This is a genomic window from Nitrospira sp., from assembly GCA_005116745.1.
GTDB lineage: Bacteria > Nitrospirota > Nitrospiria > Nitrospirales > Nitrospiraceae > Nitrospira_D.
Window position 1 is genome coordinate 24,935 of sequence record SWDS01000004.1, and the last position, 14,401, is coordinate 39,335.

9 protein-coding genes and 1 pseudogene are annotated in these 14,401 nt (G+C 56.7%); 8 read left to right on the plus strand and 2 right to left on the minus strand.

The window, feature by feature from the left end:
• Nucleotides 1-2: 2 nt before the first annotated feature.
• Nucleotides 3-1,130 (minus strand): efflux RND transporter periplasmic adaptor subunit, encoded by a 1,128-nt coding sequence (locus tag E8D52_05290; protein TKB69655.1) that lies wholly within the window; start codon nt 1,128-1,130, stop codon nt 3-5.
• Between the two features lie 114 nt (nt 1,131-1,244).
• Between E8D52_05290 and E8D52_05295 the strand changes: the two genes are divergently transcribed.
• The 3 genes and pseudogenes from E8D52_05295 to E8D52_05305 all read left to right on the plus strand — a co-directional run bounded on the left by E8D52_05295 (nt 1,245) and on the right by E8D52_05305 (nt 6,259).
• Nucleotides 1,245-1,868: a winged helix-turn-helix transcriptional regulator gene (locus E8D52_05295; protein ID TKB69656.1), complete on the plus strand. Its 624-nt coding sequence runs from the start codon at nt 1,245-1,247 to the stop codon at nt 1,866-1,868.
• A gap of 291 nt (nt 1,869-2,159) precedes the next feature.
• Nucleotides 2,160-3,227 carry an efflux RND transporter periplasmic adaptor subunit gene (locus E8D52_05300; protein TKB69664.1) on the plus strand — a complete coding sequence of 356 codons (1,068 nt, stop codon included), beginning with the start codon at nt 2,160-2,162 and terminating at the stop codon, nt 3,225-3,227.
• A pseudogene (locus E8D52_05305) lies at nt 3,224-6,259 on the plus strand (efflux RND transporter permease subunit). Before E8D52_05300 ends, E8D52_05305 begins: the two are co-directional and overlap by 4 nt.
• A gap of 1,651 nt (nt 6,260-7,910) precedes the next feature.
• Here the strand turns inward: E8D52_05305 and E8D52_05310 are convergent.
• Nucleotides 7,911-8,303 (minus strand): hypothetical protein, encoded by a 393-nt coding sequence (locus E8D52_05310; GenBank protein ID TKB69657.1) that lies wholly within the window; start codon nt 8,301-8,303, stop codon nt 7,911-7,913.
• Nucleotides 8,304-8,434: 131 nt separating this feature from the next.
• Here E8D52_05310 and E8D52_05315 point away from each other — a divergent pair, with 131 nt between their 5' ends.
• From E8D52_05315 to E8D52_05335, 5 genes are all read left to right on the plus strand, one after another.
• A complete protein-coding gene (locus E8D52_05315) occupies nt 8,435-9,337 on the plus strand; it encodes a DMT family transporter (protein ID TKB69658.1) in 903 nt (300 codons plus the stop codon).
• A 144-nt stretch (nt 9,338-9,481) separates the two neighbouring features.
• A complete protein-coding gene (locus E8D52_05320) occupies nt 9,482-10,345 on the plus strand; it encodes a PAS domain S-box protein (protein ID TKB69659.1) in 864 nt (287 codons plus the stop codon).
• Nucleotides 10,302-10,910 carry a hypothetical protein gene (locus E8D52_05325; protein TKB69660.1) on the plus strand — a complete coding sequence of 203 codons (609 nt, stop codon included), beginning with the start codon at nt 10,302-10,304 and terminating at the stop codon, nt 10,908-10,910. Before E8D52_05320 ends, E8D52_05325 begins: the two co-directional genes overlap by 44 nt.
• Nucleotides 10,907-11,560, plus strand: coding sequence for a response regulator transcription factor (locus E8D52_05330; protein ID TKB69661.1), 654 nt, complete (start codon nt 10,907-10,909; stop codon nt 11,558-11,560). The genes E8D52_05325 and E8D52_05330 overlap by 4 nt, the downstream gene beginning before the upstream one ends.
• 451 nt (nt 11,561-12,011) lie before the next feature.
• Entirely contained in the window at nt 12,012-13,697 is a 1,686-nt protein-coding gene (locus E8D52_05335) for a hypothetical protein (protein ID TKB69665.1), read from the plus strand.
• Nucleotides 13,698-14,401 lie beyond the last annotated feature (704 nt).

Consider the following 14,401-nt stretch of genomic DNA (forward strand, 5'->3'; position numbering starts at 1 on the left):
GTTTAGGGCGTCCCGGCCTCGTGAGTTTCTTTTGAGTTCTTCCCGACAGATTCAGCGACTGCCACGAGGATTCCGTCACGAAGCTTAAACGAGCCCACGGCGGCGATGTGCTCACCTGCCGTCAGACCAGCATGGATCACAATCTCGTCGCCGATCATGGGGCCGCTTTCAACCTGGCGGGTATGGACTCGGTTGCGGCCATCGTTGCTTGGTGCAACGATAAACACCTGGTCGCCTCCAGGTCCCTTGCGCAACGCGCTGACCGGGATGGCGACGACTGTACGCGGAGGACCAACCGGAACCCGGACGCGTACCGACGCTCCGGGTGATGGGACATTGCGGGTGCCTTCGATTCTGGCACGGATCATGGCGTTCCGAGTGGTCGGATCAACGCGGGCGTCAAGCGCGACAATCTTGGCCACGATAGCGGAAGAATCACTGGCTGCAAATATCTCGACGGATTCGCCGGCCCGTAATCCAGCCGCGACCTGCTGGGCGACCGTGAAGTCCACATGCACAGCCTCGCTCACGCCCTGAAGTGTTGTCAGCAATGTTCCTTCATCCAAGTACTGACCGGGATGGACGTCCGCGATGCCTACCCTCGCACGGAAGGGGGCGCGGATCGTCTTTTTGGCAATGATCGCCTTGGTGCGTGCAATCTGGGCCTGTGCCACATCCAAGTCTGCGCGCGCTCGATCGACTTCTTCTTGAGTGGTCGCGAATTCCTGGCTGAGGTGTTGTCGGCGATTGAGGACGGTCTTGGCGAGCGCGACCTGGGCCTCTTGTGCCCGAAGTTCAGCTTCTTCGACCGAGACATCGAGTGCGACGAGTAGTGTGCCTGCTTCGACAATCTGTCCGGGTGTGAGCCTGACTTCGCGGACTGTTCCTGCCAGTTCGTTCTTCAGCGTAATTGAACGGAGGGCGAGGACCGTTCCGATCGAGGTTGTGGTCTGGCGATGGTCGATGGCTCGTGCGACAGCGATGGTCACGGACTCCATCGGCTCCGGCTGATTCGCCGAGGTCGCCTGTTCGCCCTGGATGGATTCGTATTTCCACGCGCCCAGACCGATACCGATCAGGAGCACAAGCGAAACAAGTAAGACTGACCCGAGCCAATTCTGACGATTCATGAGCAATATGCTGAAGCAGGTGCCGACGAGGGTGTTGATTGTAACAACATTGATCGCATCTGATACTCCAGGTTCCCTCTACTCCTACACTATCCATACCCAGAAAGAAAACGGATGGTCCATGTATTACGACGGTCTTGTGGGAACAGGGTACCAAATTCTGAGGCTCCTAGACTTCAGATCGCAGTGCCATCGGACCGTCTGCTCCGCCCCTCTTTCTTACTCCCAAGTTTTTTCTTGACGCCATATAGTTGCATATGCAACTATATGGTCAGTGAGGTACCAGTCATGAAACACAATAAAGATATTCTTGAACAGATAGGATGTGAGTGTCTGTTGAGTCGTGCACGTGTACTCACACGTGTTCTCACAGGGATCTACGATAATGAATTACGTTCCTATGGTCTGAAAGCAACACAACTTAATCTCCTGGTCGTTGTGGCCAGAATCGGCCCCGTTCGACGTATCGACATTGGAAAGCGTCTTCACCTCGATCCATCAACGCTGACCCGTAATCTCAAGATAATGCTGACCAATGGTTGGATAGAAGAGCGTATCGATGGAGAAGACGGTCGAGGCTCGCCGTTGCAGGTCACTGCAAAAGGTCGTGATCTTCTGAATCAAATCGTTCCGTCTTGGCAAAAGGCGCAGGATCGTGCGCGAACGCTGATCGGGGATGAGGGTGAGACACTGTTAAAAAGCCTCGGAGCCAGCAAGTTCGGATTTCCGACGAGGTAGACGAGTTTTTTTGATTTTGTAATTGCATATACAACTATATACCATTTGCACTTACCGGGCACGAAACCACGAGGGAGAGACAATATGACAAAACCAAGAAAGTTGATCACGGCAGCGCTCGAGAAAATTTGGTTCCAAGCCGCACTGCTCCATCTCGAGAAGGAGTCTCTGATATGTGCTTATGCAAAACGACGAGCAGACTTCTGGCGGTCTTCGATCTTGGGAAACACACCATTGTCCTCGATCGTGCACGTGCGAGGCAAATTACTTGCTTGCCTGCTGCTGCCACTCATGATGTTTCTTGGGTGCACCCCTCAAGACAAACAACCACATCAGATTGTACGGCCCGTGAAGGTCGTACGAATCGGCGATGAGGCTGCCGCAGGGGTGATGAGTTTCGCTGGGGAAGTACGGGCACGATACGAAACGACCTTAGCCTTCCGGGTATCCGGCAAAATGATTGACCGTCTCGTTGAGGTGGGTGATCGCGTGCACAAAGGTCAGCGCTTAGCGAGGCTTGATTCCAACGATTATCAACTTGGAAGGGACGCGCTGAACGCCCAGCTCAAATCCGCTCGAGCGGAACAGGATTTTGCGCGGGATGATCTGACTCGTTACCGCGAACTCCTCAACGAGCGGGTCATTAGTCCAGCCGAGTTCGACCGGCATGACACCGCATACATCACCGCGCGAGAACGGGTAGCAGTGCTGCACGCACAACTGAACCAAGCGACCAACCAATTACAGTACACCGATCTGCTGGCGGATCGGGACGGGGTGGTGACCGCACTGGAAGCCGAGATCGGAGAGGTAGTGACCGCCGGTCAGCCGATCGTCAAGCTGGCCCGGCTTGATGAGAAGGAAATCCATATCGATATTCCCGAGCAGCGCGTGGCGGAAATCGAACTCCATCAGAAAGTCCGCGTGACTTTGTGGGCCAGCGGCGACAAACAAATCCAGGCTCGTATACGCGAGATCGCGGCAGCGGCCGACCCGGCCAGCCGCACCTATCGCGTCAAGGCGACCGTGCTTGAGGGACAGGATGAAGTACGACTTGGGAAGACAGCGACGGTGTGGATTCCTGTAACAACATCGCCTCGTCTCGCTGTACCGCTCTCGGCCGTATTCACCCCTCAGAATGAGCCTGAGCGCCCGCGTGTGTGGTTGGTGAACGAAGAGGCAAGCACGGTCAGATCCGTACCGGTTCAGCTGGGCGAGTCCCTGGACGGAGAGCACATCGTCGTCGCGGGAGTCCGGTCCGGACAATTGGTCGTCAGTGCCGGGGTCCAACGCCTGGCTGAGGGACAGGCGGTGCGCTTGCCGGAACAGGTCGCAGGCAGCAAGGAGGATCGGCCATGAAGGATTTCAATCTAAGCGAGTGGGTACTCACACATCGCTCCACCACCGGGTTTCTCATGGTGCTGGTGCTGTTCGGGGGGATTTTCGCCTATTTCCAGCTGGGACAAAGGGAAGACCCGGAGTTCACTTTCCGGGTGATGGTCGTGAAAACCCTTTACCCCGGGGCGACCGCTGCGGAAACGGAGCAACAGGTGACCGACCGCTTGGAAAAGAAAATCCAGGAACTGCCCAACCTTGACATCCTCCGTAGTTACTCGAAATCCGGCGAATCGGTGATTTTCGTTACGCCTCGCGAGGACACGCCGCCCAAGGAGATTCCGAATCTCTGGTATCAAGTTCGCAAAAAAGTCGGTGATATCCGCCTAAGCTTGCCGGCGGGCATCGTCGGTCCCTTTTTCAACGACGAGTTCGGCGACACCTATAGCCTCCTCTATGCCTTTTCTGGGAGAGGTTTCAGCTATGCCGAGTTGAAAACTGCGGCAGATTCGGCTCGCCAGCAGATCTTGCGCGTCAAGGATGTCGAGAAAGTCGATCTCATCGGCGTCCAAGACGAAAAGATTTATGTCGAGTTTTCCGACAAGAAGCTGGCCGAATTGAATCTGGACACTGCGGTGGTCGCCCAGGTGCTCCAGGCGCAGAATAGCATGGTGCCAGCGGGAACCGTGTTTTCTTCACAACATAACCTCCCCATACGACTGACGGGCTCCTTCGACTCGGTGGATAGCGTGGCAAACCTGGCGGTGCGCATCGAAGGTCGGACCATCAGGGTCAGTGATTTCGCCAAAGTGACCCGGGGCTACACTGATCCACCGGAATTCAAGATGCACTTCAACGGCAAGGCAGTCATCGGGCTCGGCGTCACCATGAACAAGAAAGGCGATGTGTTGGAGCTCGGGAAAGCACTGGAAACCACCATATCCCACGTTGAGAGCGAACTGCCGATGGGCATCGATATCAACGTGGTCGCCAATCAGTCGCAGGTCGTGAAAACCCAGATGTGGGAATTTTCGAGTACGTTCTTCGAGGCACTGACCGCCGTGCTACTCGTTGGCTTTCTGAGCCTCGGATTTCGAACCGGCTCCGTCGTCGCCCTCACCGTACCCCTGGTGCTGGCCAGCACCTTACTGTGTATGCTGCTGTTCGGAATCGATCTGCACCGGATATCCCTGAATGCCTTGATCCTCGCACTGGGGCTTCTCGTCGACGACGGCATGATCGCTGCCGAAATGATGGCGCGTAAACTCGAAGAGGGGTTGGATCGGATGCAGGCCGCGACGTTTGCCTATAGCGCGACGGCCTTCCCGATGTTAACCGGTACCATGCTCACTATTGTCGGTTTTCTGCCGGTGGGCTTGGCCAAAACGCAGGCAGGCGAATATACCGTCTCGATTTTCCAGGTTGTGGGCATCGCGCTACTTCTTTCCTGGATCGGGGCAGTAATCTTTACACCCTATTTGGGGTTTCTGATGCTCAAGACCAAGGGCAGCAGCGACAGGTCCAGCCACGATCTTTTTGACACGGGGTTCTATAACCATCTGCGCTCCTGGGTGGATCGTTGCGTGGAACATCGCAACAAAGTGATTCTCGGGACCGTGGCCCTGTTCGGTGTGGGCATCGCGACCCTCACACAAGTTCCCCAACAGTTTTTCCCGCTGTCCAATCGGCCAGAAGTCATCATTGACCTCTGGTTGCCGGAGGGGAGTTCCTTCGCAGAAACCGAAGCGGTTGCCAAGCGCATGGAAGCGCTGCTTGCCAAGGACGAAGATGTACTGAATTATGCGACCTATATCGGCGGCGGCAGTCCGCGGTTTTTCCTGCTGATCGTGCAACAACTGGCTAATATCAATCTCGCCGAATTCGTCGTAATGACCCGTGACAATGTGGCGCGCGAACGCGTCATGCAACGTCTTCGACTCGTCTTCGCCACCGATTTCCCGGAAGTGCGCGGACGTACCATGCGCCTGAACGTCGGACCACCGATGGATTATCCGCTCGTGTTCAGGGTATTCGGTGAAGATCCCAAGATCGTTCGTGGCATCGCCGACCGGGTAGCCGAGGTCGTGCGCGCTAACCCCAACGCGGTCGATGTAAATGACGACTGGCATGATCGCATTCCTTCGTCTCGCCTTGTCCTGGATCAAGACAAAGCACGTGCACTTGGTGTCGCAACTTCGAGTTTGTCGCAAGCCTTGCAAGCACATTATACGGGAATTCCCGTTGGACAGTTCCGCGAGGATGATAAGCTCATCGACATTATTTGGAGGGCGCAAAAGAACTTGCGCGGCGCCGCCGATGATTTGCCCAATGTCACTGTTCGGACGGCCAACGGTAGATCGGCACCACTGGCGCAGTTCGTCACATTCGAAACTGTCTTCGAAGACGGCGTCCGCTGGCGCCGCAACCGCTTCCCGGCGATCTCGGTACGAGCCGATGTGATAGATGGGATGTTGGCGCCCGATGTAGCGACGCAGATCATTCCGAAGCTCGAGCTCATCAAAGAGAGCCTCCCGGCCGGCTATTTCATTGAGACCGGTGCAGCCAAGGAAGATGCCTGGATCGCGCAGAAGTCGATCCTGATCTGGATTCCCCTGGTGGTGATCATCACGCTCATTCTGCTGATGATGCAGTTACAAAACCTATCTCGAACGTTTCTCGTATTCGTCACGGCGCCTTTGGGTGTGATCGGGGCCGCATTCGCCCTGTTGCTGTTCGATGCTCCTTTTGGTTTTGTGGCCTTGTTCGGCATCATCGCCTTGGCCGGCATGATCATGCGAAACTCCTTGATTCTGGTGGACCAGATCGAACAGGACGAAAGGGCCGGGCGGGATACCTGGACTGCCATTGTAGAATCGACCGTCCGGCGGTTCAGACCCATTCTGTTGACTGCGGCGGCGGCGATCCTGGCAATGATTCCATTGTCACGCAACGATTTCTTCGGGCCGCAAGCTATCGCCATCATGGGCGGACTCACCATCGCGACCATACTGACCGTGTTCTTCCTGCCCGCGTTGTATGCGGCCTGGTTTCGGGTCACACGGAACCGTGCTCACGCTGATGGGTCGCCGGCAGGGTCGAATGAAATTCTATTCCCCAGGGATTCAGTCCAGGTTGATGGAGCGATTGCCGCGACGACGCGCCATTCACTGCCGCTTGTCGTCCTGATGATCTTCATGTTCGCAGGGTGTACACCGACCCGGATGAGTGATCGGGTGCCAGTATCGACTCCGACGGATTGGTCGCATGCCCCAGTTGTTCAAGACAATTCCAATCAGGCTGATCTCAAAGAATGGTGGCAAGGATTTCACGATCCACTTTTGAACGAGTTGATCAGCCAAGCATTAGCCGCGAACCACGATCTTAGAATCGCAACGGCTCGCGTTCGCGAGGCCAACGCGATCATCACTGTCGCGGAATCAGCACTCTATCCCAGCGTTGATTTTTTTACGTCGGGCGGGCGAGAAAAGCGGATTGACCGCATTATCCCGGTACCGGGCAGGCAGGGGATAGAGCTAACCACCCCCACCGCGAATGTCATTACCGGTGGTCTTGCTGCACGGTGGGAGATCGATATTTTCGGTGCGAGGCGTCTTGAGGCTGAGGCAACAGGTGCTCAGGCCGCTGGAACCAAAGAGGAACGGCATGGAGTGCAAGTGGGATTGCTCGCTCAGGTGGCGACGAACTATCTGGAACTACGCGGCGCACAGGAACGGACAGCGATTCTGCGCGAAAACATCGACATCCAGCGGGAAAGGCTCAGAACTCTGCGGGCGTTTTATCGTGCGGGTTTAACGAACGAAACCGAAGTGTTCCGGCAGGAAACCTTACTCCATAGCACCGAGAGTGCTCTTCCTGGATTGAAGGCAGCGGAGGTCACTCTGATCCATCGCCTCAGCGTGTTGCTGGGCGAATCTCCGGCGAAACTTGAACACCGGCTTATTGCTGCAACAGCTCATCCTTCCGACCTGCCCGGTATCCCAAACATGTTACCTTCAAGCCTGCTACTACAACGGCCTGATCTGCGCCTCGCGCAAACCGAAGTGAGTGCAGCAGCGGCCAGCCTTGGTGCAGCGCGGGCCGATTTGTTCCCGAAAGTATTGCTGTCGGCGAGCGGTGGGATCGGCGCACTGGCCATCGGCGGATTTCCGACTCTGGTGGAGAGTGTGTATGCGCTGGGGGCGGGCCTCACGGCTCCGATATTCAACGCGGGACGCATTCGGGCTCACATCGCTGCCGCGGACGCGCGGCTGGATCAAGTCGCGGCAAAGTACGAAAAAACCTTCCTCCTCGCCTTGGAAGACGTGGAAAATGCCTTTGTTGCCCATGCCTCGTCGAAGGAGCGCCGCGAACAATTATTGAAGGCCGAAACAGCAGCAGAGAAAACGTATCGCTCCTCCGAAGCCTTGTATCAGAGGGGAGCGAGTGATTATTTATCCGTGCTGGATGCCCAACGCACCAAACTTTCCATCAACGACGAGCGGGTTAAAGCTGAAACCGCCGTGCGTGTTTCGTTGGTCTCGCTTTCCAGGGCATTTGGTGGTGGTTGGACCATGGACAGCTCAGTAAGCCGTGTAAGTGATAATGACCCGGGGAAATAACAGAGAATGACTAAGTCGTGCGATGCCGAAACGTAAATCGGTGAACCCTGATGTGCCGAGAACGCGCGCCCAGCTCAAAACCGACGGGTTAAGACGCCTTTACGTCCGCTGCCCACGACACACTGGCCGGGCACCATTGCCAGATTCCGAGGGTGATGATGCGAGTCAATCCGGCCGGAATGCACGCGGTACGGTTCACCTCCACCTTCCGGTTGATCAACCTGGTTGGATCGCCGCAGCGCTTCAAATACTCATCGGCCTTGATGTCATGAAGATCGACGTGGGGCACGACGAAGGCCACCACCGGAACGGGCAGCACGGCGATGGAGGAATCGTCTGCACCCTGCGAGCCTGAACAATGGGCACCAGTTTGTGGGTACTTGACGTCGTCATGGACAAGAGCCGTTGTGCAGCCTGCCAAGAGAAGTGACGCACTTGCCACTAGGGCTAACACTCCGTGGAAACCTTGCGTGTGATACATAACATACCTCCCTGTTGACCTGTCTTGTTTGTTAGACGAACGCGACGTGGATAGGTAAACGCTGTCAATCAACCTGGATTGTCGTGGAATACCCCTTGACGGCGAGCCAGAACGACGGTATCCCAGTTACTATGAGTCAACCCTCCACGACGATGGCCTACGGATCTGTCATCCTGGCAGCCGTACTATGGGGCGGGTCGATCGTGGCACAGAAGATGGCGCTCGGCTCGTTCTCTGCCGTCGAAGCCTCGGTTCTTCGTGATATCGGAGGACTGGCAATCTTATTGGCGACCTGGTGGTCGAAGGAGGGTGGTGCACTCACGATAAGCCGCGGCGACATGGGGTTGCTGGGGCTTCTGGGGCTTGGCGTCTTGGGGAACCATCTGCTCATTATGATGGGTCTGAACTACGTCAGCGGTGCGGTCGGCGGTGTGATCATTGGGGCAAGCCCTGTCGTGACGGCTCTGCTCTCGGCCATATTGAGTCGAGATGTGCCGTTGCGTGCCGTGTGGGCTGGCGCACTGCTGTCGTTCGCAGGTGTCGGACTGGTCTCTGTCGCAGGCTTTCAAGCAGCCGGCGAGCATCCGCTACTGGGGAGTATGTTGGTCTTTCTCGGGGTCGTGAGCTGGGCGCTCTATAGTATCGGCAGCCGCGCGCTCATGGAGCGGGTGTCGGCCCTCACGGTCAACTGGACGACGCTGCTCGTGGCAACCGTTCTTCAAATTCCACTGCTCTGGACCGACCACAAGGTCATGAATGCCGGGATCGGATCGGTGACGACGTCCGATTGGCTGGCGCTCGGCTACCTGATCGTCTTCGCGACGGCAGTCGCGCAACAGGCTTGGTTGTTTGGCGTCAAGGGGGTCGGCCCTTCACGGGCGTCGGTTCTGGGCAATCTGACGCCGGTTGCCGCCATTGGGCTATCAGCCTTGATTCTAGGGGAAGCCATCGGACTGATTGAACTGATCGGTATCGGTCTCATCCTGGCCGGGGTATGGGTGGTGAACCGGCAAACGGCTGAGAGAAATAACTAGGAGTGTGGTTCCACCAATCCATTCTCGATCCCGATCCTTGTTTCAGGGTATCATGCACGGTCTGGCGGCAGAGGGAGTTGGTGCGTCGTCGTGTAGCCATCGTCGAACGACAGGTGGTCATGTCGTTTCAGATCGCGGACTGTCATGAACAGTAACTATGCCCGAGCACTGATTCCGTTGATCCTGGCTGGGACGTTCCTTCTCGATGTGTTCATGCCGTGGGGATATGCGGTCTGGGTTGTGGGAGATGTGTTTGGCGCGATCTTGACCCTCTGGATTGAGTGGCCGATTGCCCCGTATCTCGTTGCGACCATCGGGACGGTTCTTGCGTACCTGGGGCACACACTGTCTCCTCCTTTCATTCCGGTAGACATTGCCGGCTTCAATCGTGTTGTGGGCATCGCCCTCCTGTGGATGACGGCATGGCTCGTGGCGCGAGCGAGAAGGGCCAAACTCGACGATGCCACCAGGCGACTGGGTGCGATCGTGGAGAGCAGTAGCGACGCCATTTTGAGCGTGACCCCCGACGGATTCGTGACGTCGTGGAATGCTGGTGCGGAGCGTCTTTTCGGGTATACCGCCAACGAGATGATCGGCCGCTCGACTCTCACGATTATTCCAGCCCATCTCTCTCGGGACAGAGCCTGGGAGCTGGCCACAGTGCGGGGAACCCATGATATTCAAAGTTATGATGCCGTACGGCTGACCAAGGACGGCCGATATATCGATGTGTCAGTCACATTGTCGCCGCTCAAGGACGAGGTTGGTCAGTTTGTAGGGGTCTCGAAGGTCATCAGGGATATCAGCGATAGAAAGAGGGGGGAGGTCCTTCTGAGGCAAGCGCACGAGGCATTAGAAATACGAGTGAAGGAGCGAACCGCCGAATTGAGTGCCGCCAACCATTCCCTCCGGATACTGTCCAACCGATTGATGCAAGTACAGGAGGAGGAGCGAAGTCGGACAGTTGCTGACGGCCCTGAAGATCGACTTGCAAGATATCCAGCATAGTGAGGTCGGGGAGGCTCGGCTCGGCTCGCTCACGGATAGCCTTGAGCTGGTGGATCGCCTGCTGACTCAAGTGCGGAGCCTGGCGTTGGATCTCCGGCCGTCGCTTCTCGACGATTTAGGTCTGGTGCCCGCACTCCGGTGGTATGTGAATCGGCAGGCAGCGCGGAATGGGTGGATCCTGTCACTGTCTCTTGAGAGAATCGCAGAGCGAATTCCTGCTCCTATCGAGGTCAGCTGCTTTCGGGTGGTGCAAGAAGCGCTGACCAATATCGCGAAGTACGCGAAGGCGAAGACGGTCGATCTGACATTGTGCCGACAGGCGCAGAATATCACGCTTATTATCCAAGACGACGGTGTTGGATTTGACGTCATGTTGGCAAAACAGCGTGCACTGGGCGGACAAAGTATCGGATTGCTCGGCCTGGAAGAGCGTGTACGGCTGGCCGGCGGCAGCTTTGCCATCTCATCAGTGCCGAGTGAAGGGACCAGGCTCGAGTTGTGCTTTCCGCTCACAGAGCAACAACTGACAACGCCGGAGGTCACGGCTGAGGTCATATCGCCATGAGCCCTATCCGGATTCTGATCGTGGAAGATCATGCGTTAGTGAGAGCTGGTATGAAGGCCCTCCTGCAAAAAATCGAGGGGATCGAGGTGGTTGGGGACATGGGGGATGGGTTAGAGGCTGTCAAGTCTGTGCAGATGGACGCGCCGGATCTTGTCTTGATGGATATTGCCATGCCGGGATTGAACGGACTCGATGCGACCGCCCGGATCGTGAAGGATTCGCCGACCACACGCGTGATTTTGCTGTCGATGTATGCCAATGAAGAATACCTCCAACAAGCATTGCAGGTGGGCGCTTCAGGCTATCTGTTGAAAGGTGCAGAATTGGCTGAACTAGAGTTGGCCCTCAAGACGGTCGCCAGGGGGGAGAAGTACCTGACCCCGGCGGTTGTGAAGTATGCCATCGAAGCTTACCGCGAAAAGTCTGAAGGGCAGACCGGTCCGCTGGCCAAACTGAGCATGCGCCAACGCGAAATCCTGCAGCTCGTCGCAGAAGGGCAAACGACGAAAGATATTGCCCAACGTCTGAATGTGAGCGTGAAAACCGTCGAAACCCACCGCAGCCAATTGATGGAACGGCTCGACATTCATGATGTGCCCGGGCTCGTTCGCTTTGCGATGCGTGTCGGATTGATTCAGCCCGATTCCTAGTTCTTTGCCGATTCATCTGCATTCCCACGTTCTTTCAGTACACTCGACGGCCCCTCTCAGGGATCTCCCGCCATTCTTTCAGGATTTTCCCGATAGGGCTACGCCATCTATTATGAGATACCTGACATTACACAGGGGGCAGAATGATTCGCGCAGCATCCAAGAAAGAACAGGTCCAAGGGAGCTATCACTACGGCTACCGACTCATTAAGAGGATGGACAAGAACATCAATCGGGCAGTTGGCAACTTACGGCAGGCGAATAAGGTAGCACCTCGCCAGGGTCGAGGAGACGAGGCTCAGAAGCCAGCCTTATTGCATCGTCCGCCCGATCCATATCACCGCGTAGATCCCCATGGCGAGCACCACCGACGCCGCAATCAGCGATTTAGCTCGCAGTGGGAACACGAGTGTCACATGACGGAAACCAGGAGGTCCTAGCTATGACCACCATGACGCAAAAGCCCAGCAGGAAACCAGGAATGGACGAGGCGGACCTCGACACCATGACGGCCAGCAAGGAAACCATGGAGGATTACACGCTGCGGTTCGCGCCGCGTAGTTACCGCAAGTGGTCGACAGGGGTCGTCGGCATCTCGGCACTAGGCGGCATTGCCTACCTCGCCGACTTCGCCATCGGCGCCAACGTCGGTATCTCGTACGGCACGACGAACGCGCTGTGGGGGATTCTCATCTTCGCGATCGTCATCCTTGCCACCGGCTTTCCCGTCGCCTACTACTCGGCGCGGTACAACATCGACCTTGACCTCGTCACGCGCGGCAGCGGGTTTGGCTATTACGGCTCGGTCGTCACCAACGTTATCTTCGCGACCTTCACCTTCATCTTCTTCGCGCTCGAGGGCTCCATCATGGCCCAGGGACTCGAACTCGGGCTCGGCATCCCGCTATGGATGGGGTACGCAGCGTCGACGCTCGTCATCTTCCCGTTGGTGATCTACGGCATGAAAGTGCTTTCGACGCTGCAGGTCTGGACGACGCCCCTGTGGCTCATTCTGATGGTCGCGCCGTTCGTCTATCTGGTTGTCAGTCACCCGGAGTCGGTCGGCCAGTTCTTTGCCTACGCCGGTGAGAGCGGCAAGGCCGGGTTCGACCTCGGCTCGACATTGTTGGCTGCAGGCGTCTGCTTGTCGCTGATTGCGCAGATTGCCGAACAGAACGACTACCTGCGCTTCATGCCGCCGCTGACCCCGGAGAATAAGCGCACCTGGTGGACCTGGCTGATCCTGGCCGGGCCAGGCTGGGTATTCTTCGGCGCGATCAAACAGGTCGTTGGACTGTTCCTGGCTGTGTACCTGATCACCAATGTTGTGGGCAGCGCCGGCATCGCCAATCAGCCTGTGCACCAGTTCCTGGAAATCTACCAGAACTTCTTGCCGGGCTGGCTCGCGATGACGCTGGCGGTCGTGCTCGTGGTGATCAGCCAGATCAAGATCAACGTGACCAATGCCTACTCGGGATCCCTGGCATGGACGAACGCGTTCACCCGCATGACCAAGCACTATCCGGGCCGCATCGTATTCCTCGCCGTGAACCTGCTGATCGCATTGATCCTGATGGAAGCGAACATGTTTGACTTCCTGAACACCATCCTAGGGTTCTACGCCAACTGCGGCATGGCCTGGGTCGTGGTGGTGGCCTCGGACATCGTCTTCAACAAATACCTGCTGCAGCTTTCACCAAAAGCGCCGGAGTTCCGTCGTGGGATGCTGTACGACTTCAATCCCGTGGGCTTCGGGTCGATGCTGATCGCCGCCGGTCTGTCCGTTATCGCATTCTTTGGCGGGCTCGGTGAAGCAGTGCGGCCATACTCACCACTGGTGGCGATTGGGCTCGCACTGGTGCTGCCACCCATCATTGCTATTGCGACGAAGGGCAAGTACTACTTGCGGCGCACCGACGACGGCATCGCCCTGCCCATGTACGACATGTACGGCAACCCGTCTGGAGAGCACCTGAAATGCCATGTGTGCCACCATGATTACGAGCGTCCGGACATGACCAAGGCCGCCGTTCACGCAGGCTATATCTGTTCGCTCTGCTTGTCCACGGACAAGACCGGCGAGCACGTACTGCCCGAGCAGACCTCGCTGGTGACGGCGAAGACGATCACCGCGTAAGGCGCTTCTGTTGCGGTGGATCGGGAGAAAGGCTTAGGCACCTAGGACAAGGAGGACACGCTATGAAGGCCTGGATCTAGCGAAGGACTAATCGCCCGTTCATGTATCAGGAATAGCGACGCCGCAAGCGATTGTGCTTGCGGCGTCGTGTACTCATTTGCAACCCTGGATCTATATCCAGAGACTGGGTACAAAGTTTTTACTCTGCTTGAGTTCTAACTCGAAGCGCAAGACTATGAACCCGACGGTTGTGAAGTATGCCATCGAAGCCTACTGCGAAAGGTCTGAAGGGCCGACCGGTCCGCTGGTCAAACTGAGTATGCATCAACGCGAAATTTTGTAGCTTAATACTTCCCTCATTCATTCGCATTCCCACGTTCTTCCAGTACACTCGATGGCCCCACCTCTCTAGGGGATTTCCCGACAATCTTTCAGGATTTCCCCGATAGGTCTATGCCCTCTTATGTGAGATACCAGGTTCAATAAGGAAGGCCGAAGCGAGTCGTCCCCGAATAGTTTCTCGTTAACAACGCATCAATAGTAACGTCTGCACCTCACCACACACCAAAAGGAGTGATGCAACATGGACAAGAACACTTTACAGACTACCCCAGAGGTCACGGACGCAGGAATACCGACCGACGCCCCTGGGTCGTCGCGACGAGAATTTCTCGGCCAGAGCGGGCGCGTGGCGGCCGGCGTCG